Source organism: Tardiphaga sp. (genome assembly GCF_041424195.1).
In the GTDB taxonomy this organism is placed as follows: domain Bacteria; phylum Pseudomonadota; class Alphaproteobacteria; order Rhizobiales; family Xanthobacteraceae; genus Tardiphaga.
This window is the reverse complement of the sequence record NZ_JBGMOE010000052.1, coordinates 1-14,637: the sequence shown is the minus strand read 5'-3', so window position 1 is coordinate 14,637 and position 14,637 is coordinate 1. Positions and strand designations below refer to the sequence as shown.

The following is a 14,637-nucleotide window of genomic DNA, read 5'->3' as shown; positions in this document are numbered from 1 at the left end:
TTAATCCGGTGCTACCGGCCGATCCGTGGCCCCTTTTATTCCCGGTGTTCTCAGGGCCGCGATCTCGCTGTCGTCAGCCCCATGGAGCGCAACGAGGGCCTCGCGCGCAGCGGCGTCCTCGGTCTCGCCGTCCCAATAGTACATCGAGATGTTGTCGAAGAGGTCATCGTAGCAGAAGATCGGGAGAGCACTTCCGAGCGTGCGCTCGAGCACCCGATACGCAGCCGCGCGCCACGGGATCGGCCGCTTGCTGTCCTCGATCCATCCGAGATCGAGCTGCCCGACACTGTCGCAGACGATCGCGACCGCCGGCGCCCCGCAGGATTCGCCGTTGAGCACGACGACGCGCAGGTCCGCGATCGTGCAGCTCCGCAAGCTTTCGAGGACCTCGGTCTGGAAGACCCGTTCGATATGTCGGCGCGCCTCAGGGCGCGTGCGGTGCACTGTCTCCTGCTCTTTCGAGGCGACCCAACTGCCGACGAGCTTATGGTGGGCCGCCAAAGGTCGATCGAACATCACCGGAATATCAGGGGAGATATGGACGGTCCGTCCTGCCAGATCAGCCGAGCGGAGGAAGGGAGAGTCCTGTGGGTGGCGGGATAGGATCGGCAGGACCATCCTCGCGCGTGCCCGCGTCGAGGATGATCTTCGCATGGAGGGCCTGGGCTTGTTTGCTGCAGGCAGGCCGGGAGAGTTCGGAAGTGTTGCCATGGTCGTTCTCGATCCAATGGAGCAGCGTGCAGCGCGGTGCGGCGGGGATGGCCGCCATTTGAACGCGCGCCATGTCAGCCCTTGGTGCCGACAGCTCGGCGATATTCGGTGACGTGGACACCGCCAGTAACCCCGGCATCGACCAGGTCGGCATTGAGGATCGCCGGGTAGAGGGTGGCGTGGTAGGCGCGCAGCCCCTGCGGGTCATTGGCAAGGTGCGGCGGCTGCGGGAGGTCGATACCGTCATAGCGGTAGACGCGGGCAAGATGGTCGATCTGCATCGGAATGTCCTTGTTGGAATTGCAAAGGGTGTCGGTTGCTTCCGATCACCAGAGGCTGGCGGGCTCCTCCGATTTTGCATCGGCCGGCAGGGCGCCCGCCGCTGGCGCGGCCGGCGTGCTCGCTGCGACTACCGGCTTGGCGGGTGCCGATGCCGCCTTTGCCTTCGCCGCCTCCGCAGACGCCGCGCGCGCGGCCTCGGCCGCGTCCCGCTGGGTCGCGATCTGATCGGCAAGCGCCATGCGTGTGGCAATCAGCCCACCGAGCGCCCCCTCGGCGCCCTTCGCAAGCTCTGCATCGATCTCGGCGGCCGTCGCTGTGATCGAGATCGGACGCAGCTCGCCGGCCTCGGCCTTGTGCGTTTTGCCTTCGGCGACGCGGGGAATGATGATGAGGGTAACGACACCGTCATCGCCGGCGACAAGATCGAAGGCGAGCGAATAGCTGCCCAGCATGGGCAGAAGATTGGTGATCAGCATTGTGGGATTCCTTGATTGGAAAGTTGGGCGAGGTCAGGCGGCCAGTTCGGTGACAACCTCGTCGGCCTTGGCGGGCGGAAGCGAATTGGGCGGCGCATAGCGGCCATCGAGGGCCATCGCGCTTGGCACCCGGCCAGCCCAATCGAACCCGACAGCATTCAACATGCCGGAGATCAGGTCGCCCTTCTTGGCGCCGAGCAACTTTGCGAATGCCTTCTCGCCCATGTGCGCGACCAGGCCGCTCTCGGCGGCAATGAACTTGAGCTCGTCCTTCGTGTATCGTTCGAGAAAAGCGCGATCGACCTGCCAGACTGTCCGGATGTCGATGCCGAAGGCGCCGGCGAGATCGGCGACGTGCGCGAACGACTGGACGTCCCGGGCATATGCTGCCCCGATCGCAGCCAGCACCGTGGTGGCCTGAACCTCCGATAGCTCGCGGATCTCTGCGATCTTTTCCTTGAAACCGCGATCGGGGAACGCGGCGTCGACCAGCAGTGCAGCGCGCGAGGTCAAAGTGCCTGACTTGATGTGCGAAAGCGTGCCGGTCAGCGCTGCCACGAGGATCGCCGCCTGGGCGTTCAAAGGATCGTCGGCCAGCCCGCGGGCGAGCGCCGTGCGCCATGTCGCCTCCCGCAGGTCGGTCGTGCGGCCTGCGATGGACTTTGCGGTAACACTGGGCCCGGTGCTGGTGGAAACCTTGCGCACGACGGTTCCGCGACCGACCAGAGGTGCTGAAGGCGCTGCGTCATCGGTCAGACCGCCGATCTCACCGCCGTCCTCGTTTTCGTCGCCATCGTCGGCGAGAGCGTCATCATCGCCGTCATCGTGTTCGATCGCTGCGGCGGCGTCCTCGGCCTCGGCGGCCGCCTCCGCATCACGGCGTGCAGCTTCGACCGCCTCGGTCTTTAGCTGGAAGCAGGTAGCGTTGGTGCAGTGGCCATCGTCGACATGGGTGTCGAACAGGGCGCGCTGCGTCCCTGAATTGAACGGACAGGTGGTGCATTCCGTTTTGTCGAACAGGGCATCGGCGAGGCGCTGCGTGACCTTCATGAGAAGATCGCGGGTCTTTGCGATGTCAAGGCCGGCCGCGATGATCGTCTCGAGCGCCTTGTCCTGCTTGTCGGCGGGAACGGCGGCGAGCAATTCGGCGTGTCCGACCTTGATCCGGCGCTCGTCGAGCGCGGTTTTGACGGTCTCGGAAAGGTCGGCGAGCGCGAGCCGGCGGTCCAGCTTTGCGCGGGACCAGCCAAGCCGCCGTGCAGCTTCAGCCCGGTCGCCTTGGCACGCCGCGAGATAGCGAACGGCCGCGTCCGCCTGCTCGGTCTCGGAAGGATCATCGCGATCGTCGTTTTCGGCAATCGCCGCGTCGAGCGCCTCCTGGTCGGTCATCTCCCGGATCAGGACCGGCACCTCGGCGTTTTCGCCAAAGGCTTCCATTGCGGCCCGGTAGCGGCGACCGCCCGCGACGATCGTGAAATGCTCCGGCAGGTCGGCAGCGGGCCGAACCAGCATCGGCTGCAGCATGCCTCGCAAACGCAGGGAGGCGACGAGTTCGTCATGCTTCTTCCGGTCGAAATAGCGGCGCGGATTATAGCCCACGGCAATCCGGGCGAGCGGGACCATGGCGGTCCCGACAGGGTGCGATGCGGTCAAGGCGGTTCTCCTAGTGAGAATGGCGGTGCACGCGCTTGCTCGCGACGCGCACCCTTTCGGTGAGCCTGATGCTCACCCTTCCACTCCCCCTCCCCTTTCACCGCTCCGCCGTCTGGTCATGGAAGATGTCGGCCGCCCATTGCTCGAGCCACGGCTCGAACATCTCATCATGATCGAGGTCTTAGGTCTGGTTCGGCCTGTCCGATTAGGTCCAGTTGGCTGACCTTGAAGGGTTTTCGGGCGCGCTCGCTAACCGGACGTCTGGTTAGCCCCGCGCGCGGCTATTCTTCGGACGCATTCGGCGGGGCGATCGGCAGCATAGCAACATTGCGTCGGTCCCGAAGCTCGCGGACAAGGTCGGCATTGCGCTCCTCCAACCGCTTCGCGCGGCTCTCCGCGATCAACGCGCGCCGCAAGAGAGAGGCATTCTCGGTGGCCAGCACCCGGATCCGCACCTCCGCCTCCCCCTTTCCTCCATCCAGCTTTGGAACCTCATCCTGACCCGAAGCCGGAGATCGTTCAGCCTGAAGGGCACGGAGATCTTCAAGCACAGCGCGATGATTGGTGTAGAGCGCATTGCGTCCGATGCCGGCGTGCCGGGCCAGCGCCGCAACGGAGATTTCGGATTCAGGATCGGCGCGCAACACGGCGAGAGCTTCCCGCAGGCGGGTAGCGACCCGCTCGCGGCGACGCCCTTGGGGCGTATCAGCCGAGGTTGCCATCGGCGGGCTGCAAATCGAGATCGTCGATCACGCGGCGGCTCTCCTCGACCCGCGTGATCGCCAGATTTCGGCTTTCAGGGTCAAGGTCGGTTCTTTCCAGGAGAGCCAGGTTTCGTTTCAGGCGGGCTTCCCAGACCGGCTTGTGACGTTCGCTCACCGCGAAGTTCGCGCAAGTGACGCATGTGCCCTGCGTGCGGAGAACGGGATTGGGCTCTTTGTCGGACCCGAGGCAGGCAGACGTCTCCCGACGGTAGAGACAGTAGCCCCAGTCGCAGACGCCGAGCCTGATGTCGGTATCGGCCAACAGGCGGGTGATGTAGGCATCGAGGTCGCCATCGTGCGTGCGACCGCGGAACGGCGATCGCGCCGCAAGATCGCGCCCCGCCTTGCCGCCCAGGCGAGGCGCGACCAGCAACTCTTCGAGCGCGGCGCGGGTTTCTCGTGCCGCCTGGGCGTCGACCAGTTCAACCAGCTCGAAGTCCGTGCCGACATAGGCGCGGTCGGTCATGGCGCGGGTCACATGCCCGAGATGCTTGGCCAATGCCGCGAGACCGGTCCTGTCGCGCCGGCCCACGAACCGCGCGAAGGTCTTGCGGCCCTGGTGGGTGGCAAGCCTCCAGCTTTCACCGTTGATTTCGGGAAGGCGAAGCGCGGCCCCAATGCCGTCATTCAGGCGTATATTCATAGCCGAACTGGTGAGCGGCTCGATCGGCAATGCCGAGGTTCGGATCGCGCTCCCCGGGCGGACCTGGAGCAGCCAGAGATATTGTCGGCCGTCGATCGCTCGCCATGGTGCCGATAGGCGCTCAAGAACTTCGATGGCGCGAACGGCGGGTTCGGGGGCGATCCAGCGATGCGGCACTCCGTCTCCTGGAGCGTCCTTTCGGATCGTGCCGGTCAGATAGGCGAACATCTTCTGCTGCTCGCCCTGCACCCGCTCGATGCAACCGGCTTCCAGCGATAGGATTTCCGAAGCGCGCGGCCCAACGAGATAGGCGAGGACAATGAAGCAAGCCTCGTAGAGACGGGCCACCATGCCATTGAAGGTGAGCATCGGCTGGACCGTCAGCGGCTGAGCCTGCCCAGGAACAAACTCGATCGGTGGAGCAGCGTGCAGGTATCGGCGTATGCGCCTGGAACGCCCCGGTTTTGCATGCCCTTTTGCGGAAGCCGCATCGTGCAGCGCCTGTATGTCGTCACGCATATGAAGGATGGTATCGGCTGGCTCGCCGATGAGATGGAGCGCTCCCGCAACGAGCGGCATTGCGATTTCATCAGGCGTATAGGGCCACCGCTCGACCGGGCGCCAACGGCCCAGCTCATTGAGCGCAGGCGGCGCGGATTTCGGGGTGTCGGGAAGCTTCTCACGCTGTTGGTAAAACGCCCGCAGCAGCGTGCGGTAGTTGCTCGCGGTCGATAGCGCCATCGTGCCATTGTCTCTCGGGCGCTGGGCGAGATCATCGAATAGATGCCGGATGGCCTCGTCATCCAGTTCCGACCATCGAGCCAGGCCGCGGCCCGCCATCCATTCCAGCACGACCCGCTGGAGCGTTCCCTGCGTTCCAAGCGAACGTAACGAGAGCGCGGATCGACCGGGAGGTGGATCGCTGTGCAACGACCAGAGCAGATGCTTGCTCGCCTCGCGCAGCGTCCGCCAATGCGGCTCGTTGAACCGGCTTCCGTCGGGCAGTGTGAACCCCCAGTCGACGCGGAAGGTGGTGTCCCGCTGACCCACGACGCCTGTCGCCATCTGCCAATGGTCGTCGCCGAACATCGAGTGCGGAGAGACGCGCAGCGAGGCCTGCGGCAAGGCGAGGAGCGGAACGCTCATTCCAGTTCCGGGAGATCGGGGAGCATCGCGGCCCGTTGTTCTGCCTCCTCCCTCAAGTCGGGCGGGAACGCCGGAAGAAGATCATGTTCGAGCACCTGCAAGCTGGGCGCATAGAACAACGCCCAGCGAGCCGGATCGATCTGATCGCGGGCGTCGAGAAGATGCCGGCGAGCTTGCAGCACGCGCGCGAACCGCTCGACATCAAGCGGAACGATCAGCCCCGGACAGGCAAGGCAACCTCGCAGTCTCGGACAGAGATGCGGATTTCCGTCAGCGCCCTGTTCGACAGGCGCCAGACAACGATGCCCGAACAATGCCGTTACCGGGCCGTGGCGGGCGGGCTCCTTCCGGTCGGGTCCGCAGACCCAGGCTACCATGAGCTTCTGAAGGCGCGCGATCGTCTCCTGCTCGAGCTTCCGTGCGGCCGGTCCCTCGACGTAGCGATCGGTCGTGACGAGGCTGGCGTGATTGAGAACCGTCCCTGCCGCGCGCAGGTCGCCGCCAGAAGCCAGATAATGCTCCGTGGCGACGCTGCCGCGTAGTTGCGAGGCCGTGAACTTGGGCACCAGTGGTTTCGGTTGCTCCGGATGTGCGGTGTTCCAGCGTTCGATCCGCCTGTTGGTGCGGCCGATGAAGCGATTGATGAACCCGGGGATGCTGTCGGGCGCGATCAGGCCGGCAGGATAGTCGTGCCTGCGATAATAGGCCCGCGACAGATAGCGGATCAGGAACAGACATTCCCGTTCTTCAGGCGGAGCATGCTCGATCAGCGGCTCGGTCATCGCCAGCAGCATTTCGATCAGACGCGGTGCGGATCGCATTTTACGGCGGTCGAAGGACCGACGCTGCATTTTCGGAGTTCGACCGCCCCGCTGCTTGAGCCATTCCACCATGACCCGATGATCATCGAGTGGATGGGGCACGAGGCAGTCGCGGCGGATCGCCCGAAGAGGCTGGGGATTGGCGGCAAGCTGGATCGCCAGCGCGACAAAGAACGGCCCCATCGTGTGCGAGGTCAGGTGATAATGCTGAGCGATCGCCTCCTGACGTCCATGATGCTCGAGCGAGTTCGGGTTGATCCCGGCAGCGCGGATTGCCTCGCCGCTCGGAGCGATGCCGCCGCCGATCCGGTGGAGTTTCCACACCCAGCGCGCGAGCGCCTCTCTCGGACCAGTTCCCTCCGGGGGTTGGGGAGAGGCGATGATCTTCTGGCCGCGCTGGAACCGCGCCCATGCGATGTCGATCTCTTCATAGGCGGCCGCGAGGATCGTTTTCATTTCCGCTGCCGTGAGCCGGGCTTTGGGTTCTGGCGCCCACCCCGTGCTGGGGAACGGGCTGTAGGGGATGGCGAGCGCGCTCCCGAACAGATCCGGATCGGTCTGCTCGATGCGCTCGAGCAATGGTTTCAGGCTGGCGAAGCGTTGAGCCATCGTGGCTCGGCTGAGCTGGCGGCCTTCTATCGAGGGTGCCAGCGCATCAATGTAGCGCCGGATCGTGCCGGCGTTCACATCAGCAGCACAGCTTACGCCTTCTGTGCGTAGGAAGCGACCGAAGCGCCGGATCACTCTCCAGCGTCCGCGTCGTGTGGAGATCGAAGATCCGGCATCATGAACCCTGAACGCCTCGACAAAGGCGCAGGTGAGGTCATGTGGCATGTCGAGGGCGACCGGATCGAACGTCTGCACGACCTGTCCCCATTCATCACGAAAGGAGAAGCGTCGATCATCTGGCGCTTGCGCGGTCGATGCTCGATCGATCGCGATACGGCGGTCGATCCGTCCCTCAGCCAGCATCGTTGATCGCTTCGCCGTAGAGCCAGGCAAGGCTCTCGTTGATATCGGGTTCGTACAGCTCGACGCAGCGCAGGTAGATGGCGGTCGTCGCGATCGAGGCATGGCCCAACAGAACCTGGACGATCTTCAGCGGATTCAGCGCCGGATTGGCACGAGCCTGGATCTGAAGCCGCGTGAGCATCACCATCGCGAAGGTGTGACGGAGCCAATGCAGCGTGCCGGGCAACCCAGCGGCCGCGAACGCCTCGGACAGAAGCGCCGTCAGGCGTTTGCGCGTCATCGCACGGCCATGTTCATTCAGGAGAAGATTGGGCGGCGCCCTGTAGCGGGGATCGGCATTGCGCGCGCGCCGCACGATCCGGGCCCGGTCCTCTCCGATATACCAGTGCGTGCGATCAAGCAGGCGAACCGGCGGATAGACCGTTCGCGGCCGGTCGCCCTTGGTGATGCTGAGCGGCACGCCTACAAGCGGCGTCTCTTCCGGGTGAAGCGACCAGCTATCCGGTATCTGATCGACCGCCAGAGCACATAGTTCCTTGCGTCGAAGGCCTGCGCACAGCGCCCACTCCCCTGCAAGGCGCGCGGTCGGCGCAAGCTGCGCGAACAGCCTTGCCAGCTCATCGGGGCGCATTGGTCGTGGCAGTTGCTCCGGGACCGAGACCGTGAGGCTCCCGGTCGAACGGCGTCTGATCTGTGGCCCAACACGCGGTCCCCTGCCCTGCCGTGTCTGCAACGGTCGCGGGAACGCACGATGCCGGATGAAGTCGTGATCGAGGGCCCAGGAATAGAAGCGATAGACGGTGGCAACCCGGGCATTGATGGTGGAGCGGGCAAACGGCCGCCCGGTATGCTGGCTCGGCCCTTCGAGCATTCGGGATCGATAAGCTGCGAGTATATGCTCGTCAGCGACATCCCATTTGATGTTGGACTGCTCGAGCGCATCGAACCACTCATACAGGTGCTCGCCATAGGTCCGTACCGTCTCCGAGGCCTGGGAGTGGCCATGAACCTCGGCATGTTCGAGCAGATAGGCAAAGGCCGGCTCGATGATGGCCATGTTCGCGTCGAACAGGATGGGGAACCCGGCGGGAATGCCGGGCTCACCTGGAACGGCACGGATGATCGTCACCATGGATCACACCTCCGCCTCACGCACGCGGGATCAGGGCGGTTATTCTAGCATCATCCCGGCCTTTCCAGTTCGGACAGTCGGCTGAGCGAGCACTTTTTGGGCCGGGCGACACGACGCCTGTTCCAATTCATCCATATATCCACTATCTCGGATATATGGATACTGATTCGGCTATCACGGCCCTGGCCGCTCTCGCGCAGGGCACACGCCTTGACGCATTTCGGTTGCTGGTGCGCCACGAGCCCGAAGGATTGCCCGCCGGCGAGATCGCAAAAGCGCTCGACGTTCCTCAGAACACGATGTCCGCGCACCTCGCCGCGTTGACGCGCGCGGGCCTGCTGAAGTCCGAGCGGCAAAGCCGGTCGATCATCTACTGCGCCGACCTCGATGCGCTGCGCGCGCTGACCCTCTTTCTGGTGAAGGACTGCTGCGCCGGAAAACCGGAACTGTGTGCACCGCTCGTCGCCGAACTCGTCCCCTGCTGCTGACGGAGACTGCCATGTCCACCGATCGCGTGTTCAACGTCCTGTTCCTCTGCACCGGCAATTCGGCACGCTCGATCCTCGCCGAGAGCGCCATGAACAAGCTCGGCCAAGGTCGCTTCCATGCCTTCTCGGCCGGGAGCTATCCCAAGGGCGCGGTTAACCCCGACGCGCTCGCACTGCTGGAACGGCTCGACTATCCGACCGAGGGCCTGCGCTCGAAAAGCTGGGAGGAGTTTTCCCGGCCCGGTGCGCCGGTCATGGATTTCGTGTTCACCGTCTGCGACGACGCAGCCGGTGAAGTCTGCCCGGTATGGCCCGGCCATCCAATGACGGCCCATTGGGGCATCGAAGATCCAAGCCATGTCCAGGGCGGTGACATAGAGCGCGAACGCGCTTTCGTGATGGCGCTGAACTATCTGGAAAACCGTATCCGGCTGTTCATCTCGCTGCCGATCGACAAGCTCGAAGCCACGGCGCTGACCGCCAAGCTGCGCGAGATCGGCCATACCGAAGGCTCGACCACTCGCCGGGGAGATGCGGCGTGACCGACATCATCGTCTATCACAACCCGGAGTGCGGCACGTCGCGCAACGTGGTGGGCCTGATCCGCAATGCCGGGATCGAGCCGCATGTCATCGAATATCTGAAGACCCCACCGTCGCGGCCATTGCTGGTCCAGCTCATCGCGCGCGCCGGGATCACGCCGCGCGAGCTGCTGCGCGAGAAGGGCACGCCCTATGCCGAACTAGGCCTGGGCGATCCCTCGCTGTCAGATGAAGCCCTGATCGACGCAATGATGGCACACCCGATCCTCATCAACCGGCCGCTGGTCGTCTCGCCGCTCGGCGTGAAACTGTGTCGCCCTTCGGAGGCGGTACTGGACCTGCTACCCGCACCGCAACAGGGCGCATTCGCCAAGGAGGACGGCCAACAGGTCGTCGATGCGGCCGGCGCGCGGGTGATCTGAGGCATGGCGACCGTTCTCGACGCCACGCCGGCTCGTCCCGGCATCTCCTTCTTCGAGCGCTATCTGACCCTGTGGGTGGCGCTCTGCATCGTTGCTGGGATCGCGCTCGGCCATATGTTGCCCGGCCTGTTCGGCGCGATTGCCTCCGCCGAGGTGGCGCGGGTCAATCTCGTCGTCGCGGTGCTGATCTGGCTGATGATCGTGCCGATGCTGCTCAAGATCGACTTCGGCGCGCTGGGATCGGTGCGCCAGCATTGGAAGGGCGTCGGTGTCACGCTGTTCATCAATTGGGCGGTCAAGCCTTTCTCGATGGCGCTGCTCGGCACGCTGTTCCTGGGCTGGATGTTCGCGCCGTTGCTGCCGGCGGGCGAAGCGCCGTCCTATATCGCCGGGCTGATCCTGCTGGCGGCTGCGCCCTGCACGGCAATGGTGTTCGTGTGGTCGAACCTCTGCGACGGCGAACCCAATTACACGTTGAGCCAGGTGGCGCTGAACGACCTCATCATGGTGTTCGCCTTCGCACCGCTGGTCGGGCTGCTGCTCGGCGTCGCCTCGGTGACGGTGCCGTGGGATACGCTGTTGCTCTCGGTCGGCCTCTACATTGTCGTGCCGGTGATCGTCGCGCAGCTCGTCCGTCGCGCCGTGCTGGCATCAGGCGGACAGGCCGCGCTTGACCGGCTGCTGGCCCGGCTCGGGCCGGTGTCGCTCACCGCCCTGCTGGCGACGCTGATGTTGCTGTTCGGCTTCCAGGGCGAGGCAATCGTCGCGCAGCCCTTTGTGATCGCGCTCATCGCCGTGCCGATTCTGGTACAGGTCTATTTCAATGCCGGGCTGGCCTATTGGCTGAGCCGCCGTTTTGGCGTCGCATGGTGCGTGGCGGCGCCCGCCGCGCTGATCGGCGCGTCCAATTTCTTCGAGCTGGCGGTGGCCGCCGCAATAAGCCTGTTCGGCCTCAAGTCCGGCGCCGCGCTCGCCACGGTGGTTGGCGTGCTGGTCGAGGTGCCGGTGATGCTGTCGGTCGTGGCGATCGTGAAGCGGACACGCGGCTGGTATGAGAAGGGAGCCGCTGCTTGACCCGTATCAGCGAGTTGACCGACCCGGATCATCTGCCGGCGCTCGATCTCCGCTATGTCCATGAGCGGCCCGCGTTCGGGCTTGGTGCGGGCGATCCACCGCCGCGTATCCTGCTGCTCTATGGTTCATTGCGCGAACGGTCCTTCTCGCGTTTCGCAGTCGAGGAGGCGGCACGGTTGCTCCAGTTCTTCGGGGCGGAGACGCGCATCTTCGATCCGACCGACCTGCCGTTGCCCGATCAGGTGAAGGGCGACGATCATCCCGCCGTCCATGAACTGCGCGACCATGCCATGTGGTCGGAGGGCATGGTGTGGTGCAGCCCGGAGCGTCACGGCCAGATCACCGGTATCATGAAAGCGCAGATCGACCATCTGCCGCTGGAGATGAAGGGGATGCGCCCGACCCAGGGCCGCACGCTGGCGGTGATGCAGGTGTCGGGCGGATCGCAGTCGTTCAACGCGGTCAACACGCTCCGGCTGCTCGGCCGCTGGATGCGGATGTTCACCATCCCCAACCAGTCAAGCGTGGCGATGGCCTACAAGGAGTTCGACGAAGCCGGTCGCATGAAGCCCTCCAGTTACTATGACCGCATCGTCGATGTGATGGAGGAGCTGGTGCGCTTTACCGTGCTCACCCGTGGGCACGCCGTGCAGCTCGTCGACCGCTATTCGGAGCGGAAGGCGGAGGCGGCAAAGCAGGATGCCGCCCCCGATCTGGCATCGCAGTCGATCGCTTAAGTCGAGCGCCTCGCCAAGCGAGGGATCAGGCCGACCACCGCCAGCTCTTTGGGTTAGCGCGGCGGTCGGCCTGATCCCTCTCCGCATCCGTTCCTAATGAGACAGATCAGAGGACCGGACCTAAGAGATCGCCGGACTCGATGAGATCGCGGATTTCGGTACGGGCCTGCGCGATTGCGGCCTCCCAGGGATCGATCGGCGGAGGATCTGCGTCAGCAGGCCGTTGCTGCGGAAGGCGGCGCGGCCGCTCGGTTAGTCGGTGGTACTGACCGGCGAGCCATTGCTCCATGTAATCGGCCACGACGCGATCGGTCTTGGAGATCCCCGCCTTCAGGGCTGCCCGACGCGCACCGACGCCATAGGCCTGGCTGTCGATCGACGCGACCCGGTGTGCGAAAGGCAGAAGGAAGGGCAGTGCCGTGCCCTTGACGCCGAATGCGTGGAGCAGAACACCGGCCGGAAGAATCTGATCGAGATGGTCGATGACCGCGATCAGGCCTTCCGGTCCGTGAATATCGCGCCGGCACATGCTTCCGACACCGATCAATGCGCCGGGGCGGAGCGAACCCCAGAGCGCATCGACACAGCGCTCATAGTCGGATGGTCGCCGGCCCTGGATCACAGGCATCAGTCTGTCGGCTATTCCGGCATCCTCGCCCAGGATGCGGCAGTCGCGATTGGCGCGGATGGTGCGCGACAGGCGGTCGAAGACTTCGTCGCGATCTCGCGCGATCTCAGCCTCGACGCAGTAATCGGCACTTGCCCACCATTGGACTGGATAGGCCGCCGCGAGCGATACATAGTCCGACAGGGACCACGGGAAGCCACCATAGCGCGCAGTCGCGACGAAGCCTGCGGAGTCCAGGCAGAGGCCGGACAAACCCCGTGCATTCTGGAGTTGCCCCAGGCGCCATCCGGTCCATTCCCGCCAGCCGCGCTTTTCGGACCAACGTGAAAGCGCGTTCGCCGAGATGAGCGCGGTCCGGCCAAGCGCGCGTGCCCGCTGAAGGATCGGCCCATCGTTCAGGTGCGGAAGGCCGACGATGACGTTGATGGGCATGATGCGCGCTCCGCTCGCAACGGAAGCACGCGGACAATTGACGGTCGCGCATGTTCACGTTACGTTCTAATGAGTAGGAGATTTGCCATGACGACGCCCAGCATCCGACACCTGTTCGATCTCGACATAACGCTGCGGGATGCGGCGCTGGATATGGAGAACCGGCCGACCCGTCGGATGATCGCCAATGCGGCGATCGGCATTCATGTCGAGGACGCCTACTATTCGGTGCGGGAGCTGCGCGAGGCGGTAAGCTGGATGCATGAAGGGGTTTCGGCGGGCAAGCTGAAGCTGGCGGAGATCCTGGGCAATGATGGTGCCGACGATTTTCAGCGCTGCATCTATTTCTGCCTCGCCGGCCGCGGCGTGGTGTCGATGCTCGACGATCTTGAATGGCTGGAGGATCTGCTGGAGCGGCGCGGGCGCATCGCAGGCGAACAGAAGCGCCTGAAGGAGACGGTGATGCCGCTCGTGAACCCCTATGTGGCCGACGCGCCCGATGGGCCGTTGGTCAGGATGGACGGAAATTTCGAGCAGGGACCATCTTGGTGGGCCGACCCGACTTTGTCGGCCTGACCATCAGCGCTCGCAGCTCAGGCGGTTCCCGTGCCGCCAGCGCGACGGTTCGATCCAGTCTCCGGCAAAGGCCCCTGCCCTTTGCCTCCTGGCCGAAGCGAAGGCCGCATTATATGCGCGCAGGCGAGCGGGATCGTCTCTGAGATAACTCGCCTGCGGGGTCGCGAGACCCGCGCGGATAAGACGCTCTCCCAAATCCGCGCCGTCGACTGTAACGACCGCAACGGGGCGGCCATAAGAAGACGAAGACACGAGCCGGATCGTCGCGGCCTTGGAGCGCAGGGCGTTCGCGGCGAAATCCTGTGCGGCCTTCCCACACTGCCAACATCCCGAGGCGCGCCGACAGAGCTGCCCGCGCTCGAATGCGTCGACCCCAAGCAACCGGAAATCGACGGCCACGGTATCGCCATCGAGCGCCCGCGCCTTCGCGTCGAAACTCTGAGACCATGAGGGCGATGTGAGAGCGGCTCCGCCCGCGAGGATGATGGCCGCCGCGATCCGGATCAAAATGTCATCTCCACCTCGACATGATCATCGGCCGCCGGCGTCGTGCAGACCCGGAATGGTTGCAGCGGATCGCCAGTGCGGACGATCGACAGCCTACCCGGCCGCTCGTCGAATAGGCGACCTGCGACGCGATTGGCGTTCTCGCGGCTGCAAAGCTGCAGACGCTTGGGCGACAATTCAAGACACGCGGCAAACATGATGGCTTCTCCCTGCTGCGGGAATGATACTGGCTGACGCACTCATGCAAAGATCGTCTTGTGAACCTTAGTGACCGGCAGGATCGTCCAGTCGCGCTCCATGAACCGGCTGATCGCATAGCCGCAGCGAGTCGCGGGATCGCGGAAACTCAGGCGGCGGCCGCGCTTCACGACGATAAATTCGTCACCCACATGACCATCGGAGAAGGTCAGCGCCTGGGCCAGTTTGATCCGGTCGCCGTCCTCGATCTTGCGCGATCGGCGGGCCAGGTTGGCACGGCACCGCGCGCGCCAGTCGAGGGCGTGCTCCCGGTCGGTCGGGGTCAGAAGGTCGAGAATGTGGCGGGGACAGCTATCCTCATAGGGGCCGACAGATTCGTCCAGTCGGGTAGGATTGGTGCTGCTCATGGAGTCAGCCCTGATCCCCCCGCCGA

General features: G+C 64.6%; 20 protein-coding genes. 7 read left to right on the top strand and 13 right to left on the bottom strand.

Annotation, left to right across the window (positions count from 1 at the left end; all coding sequences use genetic code 11):
• From ACEK02_RS08625 to ACEK02_RS08590, 8 genes are all read right to left on the bottom strand, one after another.
• On the bottom strand, nucleotides 1–519 hold the full coding sequence (locus tag ACEK02_RS08625) for a hypothetical protein (protein WP_371421311.1): 519 nt from the start codon (nucleotides 517–519) through the stop codon (nucleotides 1–3).
• Nucleotides 520–559: 40 nt separating this feature from the next.
• Nucleotides 560–784, bottom strand: a complete 225-nt coding sequence (locus ACEK02_RS08620; protein ID WP_233423706.1) for a hypothetical protein — start codon at nucleotides 782–784, stop codon at nucleotides 560–562.
• A gap of 1 nt (nucleotide 785) precedes the next feature.
• Nucleotides 786–992 (bottom strand): PRTRC system protein C, encoded by a 207-nt coding sequence (locus ACEK02_RS08615; RefSeq protein ID WP_030090566.1) that lies wholly within the window; start codon nucleotides 990–992, stop codon nucleotides 786–788.
• Between the two features lie 45 nt (nucleotides 993–1,037).
• The gene (locus tag ACEK02_RS08610) at nucleotides 1,038–1,469 is read right to left on the bottom strand and encodes a PRTRC system protein E (protein ID WP_030090565.1); all 432 of its coding nucleotides are present in this window, start codon (nucleotides 1,467–1,469) and stop codon (nucleotides 1,038–1,040) included.
• Nucleotides 1,470–1,502: 33 nt separating this feature from the next.
• On the bottom strand, nucleotides 1,503–3,122 hold the full coding sequence (locus ACEK02_RS08605; RefSeq protein WP_371421310.1) for a PRTRC system ParB family protein: 1,620 nt from the start codon (nucleotides 3,120–3,122) through the stop codon (nucleotides 1,503–1,505).
• A 281-nt stretch (nucleotides 3,123–3,403) separates the two neighbouring features.
• On the bottom strand, nucleotides 3,404–3,769 hold the full coding sequence (locus ACEK02_RS08600) for a hypothetical protein (RefSeq protein WP_232333044.1): 366 nt from the start codon (nucleotides 3,767–3,769) through the stop codon (nucleotides 3,404–3,406).
• A 58-nt stretch (nucleotides 3,770–3,827) separates the two neighbouring features.
• Nucleotides 3,828–5,675, bottom strand: a complete 1,848-nt coding sequence (locus ACEK02_RS08595; RefSeq protein WP_245897014.1) for an integrase — start codon at nucleotides 5,673–5,675, stop codon at nucleotides 3,828–3,830.
• Nucleotides 5,672–7,240 carry a hypothetical protein gene (locus tag ACEK02_RS08590; protein WP_371421309.1) on the bottom strand — a complete coding sequence of 523 codons (1,569 nt, stop codon included), beginning with the start codon at nucleotides 7,238–7,240 and terminating at the stop codon, nucleotides 5,672–5,674. Before ACEK02_RS08590 ends, ACEK02_RS08595 begins: the two co-directional genes overlap by 4 nt.
• 42 nt (nucleotides 7,241–7,282) lie before the next feature.
• Here ACEK02_RS08590 and ACEK02_RS08585 point away from each other — a divergent pair, with 42 nt between their 5' ends.
• Nucleotides 7,283–7,474 carry a hypothetical protein gene (locus tag ACEK02_RS08585; protein WP_053000810.1) on the top strand — a complete coding sequence of 64 codons (192 nt, stop codon included), beginning with the start codon at nucleotides 7,283–7,285 and terminating at the stop codon, nucleotides 7,472–7,474.
• Here ACEK02_RS08585 and ACEK02_RS08580 read toward each other — a convergent pair.
• Complete coding sequence (locus ACEK02_RS08580; protein ID WP_047100428.1) at nucleotides 7,458–8,600, bottom strand: tyrosine-type recombinase/integrase; 1,143 nt, start codon at nucleotides 8,598–8,600, stop codon at nucleotides 7,458–7,460. The two genes, ACEK02_RS08585 and ACEK02_RS08580, sit on opposite strands and share 17 nt — an antisense overlap.
• 155 nt (nucleotides 8,601–8,755) lie before the next feature.
• Here ACEK02_RS08580 and ACEK02_RS08575 point away from each other — a divergent pair, with 155 nt between their 5' ends.
• The 5 genes from ACEK02_RS08575 to arsH are packed head-to-tail and all read left to right on the top strand — an operon-like array spanning nucleotide 8,756 to nucleotide 11,863.
• Nucleotides 8,756–9,088: a helix-turn-helix transcriptional regulator gene (locus ACEK02_RS08575; RefSeq protein ID WP_047100427.1), complete on the top strand. Its 333-nt coding sequence runs from the start codon at nucleotides 8,756–8,758 to the stop codon at nucleotides 9,086–9,088.
• A gap of 11 nt (nucleotides 9,089–9,099) precedes the next feature.
• A complete protein-coding gene (locus ACEK02_RS08570; RefSeq protein ID WP_107394420.1) occupies nucleotides 9,100–9,630 on the top strand; it encodes an arsenate reductase ArsC in 531 nt (176 codons plus the stop codon).
• Entirely contained in the window at nucleotides 9,627–10,052 is a 426-nt protein-coding gene (gene arsC / locus ACEK02_RS08565) for an arsenate reductase (glutaredoxin) (RefSeq protein ID WP_047100425.1), read from the top strand. Before ACEK02_RS08570 ends, arsC begins: the two co-directional genes overlap by 4 nt.
• A gap of 42 nt (nucleotides 10,053–10,094) precedes the next feature.
• Nucleotides 10,095–11,126: an ACR3 family arsenite efflux transporter gene (arsB, locus tag ACEK02_RS08560; protein ID WP_371421312.1), complete on the top strand. Its 1,032-nt coding sequence runs from the start codon at nucleotides 10,095–10,097 to the stop codon at nucleotides 11,124–11,126.
• The gene (arsH, locus tag ACEK02_RS08555; protein WP_047100423.1) at nucleotides 11,123–11,863 is read left to right on the top strand and encodes an arsenical resistance protein ArsH; all 741 of its coding nucleotides are present in this window, start codon (nucleotides 11,123–11,125) and stop codon (nucleotides 11,861–11,863) included. Before arsB ends, arsH begins: the two co-directional genes overlap by 4 nt.
• A gap of 106 nt (nucleotides 11,864–11,969) precedes the next feature.
• Here the strand turns inward: arsH and ACEK02_RS08550 are convergent, their stop codons facing one another.
• A complete protein-coding gene (locus tag ACEK02_RS08550; protein ID WP_371421308.1) occupies nucleotides 11,970–12,923 on the bottom strand; it encodes a hypothetical protein in 954 nt (317 codons plus the stop codon).
• Nucleotides 12,924–13,010: 87 nt separating this feature from the next.
• On the opposite strand from ACEK02_RS08550, the gene ACEK02_RS08545 reads away from it, so the two are divergent.
• Nucleotides 13,011–13,499, top strand: coding sequence for a hypothetical protein (locus ACEK02_RS08545; protein WP_371421307.1), 489 nt, complete (start codon nucleotides 13,011–13,013; stop codon nucleotides 13,497–13,499).
• A gap of 3 nt (nucleotides 13,500–13,502) precedes the next feature.
• Here ACEK02_RS08545 and ACEK02_RS08540 read toward each other — a convergent pair whose 3' ends face one another.
• The 3 genes from ACEK02_RS08540 to ACEK02_RS08530 all read right to left on the bottom strand — a co-directional run.
• On the bottom strand, nucleotides 13,503–14,006 hold the full coding sequence (locus tag ACEK02_RS08540; RefSeq protein ID WP_062787885.1) for a thermonuclease family protein: 504 nt from the start codon (nucleotides 14,004–14,006) through the stop codon (nucleotides 13,503–13,505).
• On the bottom strand, nucleotides 14,003–14,203 hold the full coding sequence (locus ACEK02_RS08535) for a hypothetical protein (RefSeq protein ID WP_030090560.1): 201 nt from the start codon (nucleotides 14,201–14,203) through the stop codon (nucleotides 14,003–14,005). The genes ACEK02_RS08540 and ACEK02_RS08535 overlap by 4 nt, the downstream gene beginning before the upstream one ends.
• Nucleotides 14,204–14,245: 42 nt before the next feature.
• A partial coding sequence (locus ACEK02_RS08530; RefSeq protein WP_371421306.1) for a hypothetical protein occupies nucleotides 14,246–14,637 on the bottom strand: 392 nt, incomplete at its 5' end.